This is a genomic window from Burkholderia alba, from assembly GCF_034721475.1.
Lineage (GTDB): Bacteria > Pseudomonadota > Gammaproteobacteria > Burkholderiales > Burkholderiaceae > Burkholderia > Burkholderia alba.
The window spans coordinates 1-580 of sequence record NZ_JAWJWL010000165.1 but is presented as its reverse complement, the minus strand read 5'-3'; the positions used below and the strand labels follow the sequence as shown (position 1 = coordinate 580).

The following is a 580-nucleotide window of genomic DNA, read 5'->3' as shown; positions in this document are numbered from 1 at the left end:
ATACGGCGTACGCCATGGAACGCGTGGATTAAGGGCACTCCCAAATGGGAAACCGTGCTGGAGATCGATGCGCTTGACCTAAACAATCGGGATGGCGATGACCCGCGTTGGGTTCTGGCCGACTTTCAACTGATTTACCCCATTGCCGATCGCGCGCTGGTCTTCCTGTCGCCTGGTGGTTCCGACGCTCAGATCGTGCGGGAATTCGACGTAGAGGCGCGCGCATTTGTCGAGAATGGGTTCGANGATGGCGATGACCCGCGTTGGGTTCTGGCCGACTTTCAACTGATTTACCCCATTGCCGATCGCGCGCTGGTCTTCCTGTCGCCTGGTGGTTCCGACGCTCAGATCGTGCGGGAATTCGACGTAGAGGCGCGCGCATTTGTCGAGAATGGGTTCGAACTGCCTGAGCCTGGCCATCACAGCGTCACATGGATCGACCGGGACACGGTTTATGTGAGCTGGGATGACAGTTCAGTAAGCGCGACTCCTACGCTCACCCGCGCTGGCTATCCGCGGCAGGTACGTAGATGGAGGCGCGGAACGCCGGTTGCAGATGCGCCAGTGGTGTTCGAATGCC

Annotated in this window: 1 pseudogene; it reads left to right on the top strand. The window is 59.2% G+C overall.

Annotated elements, in window-relative coordinates:
* Window positions 1-580, top strand: a pseudogene (locus RZR99_RS33020) (hypothetical protein); the annotation flags it as partial.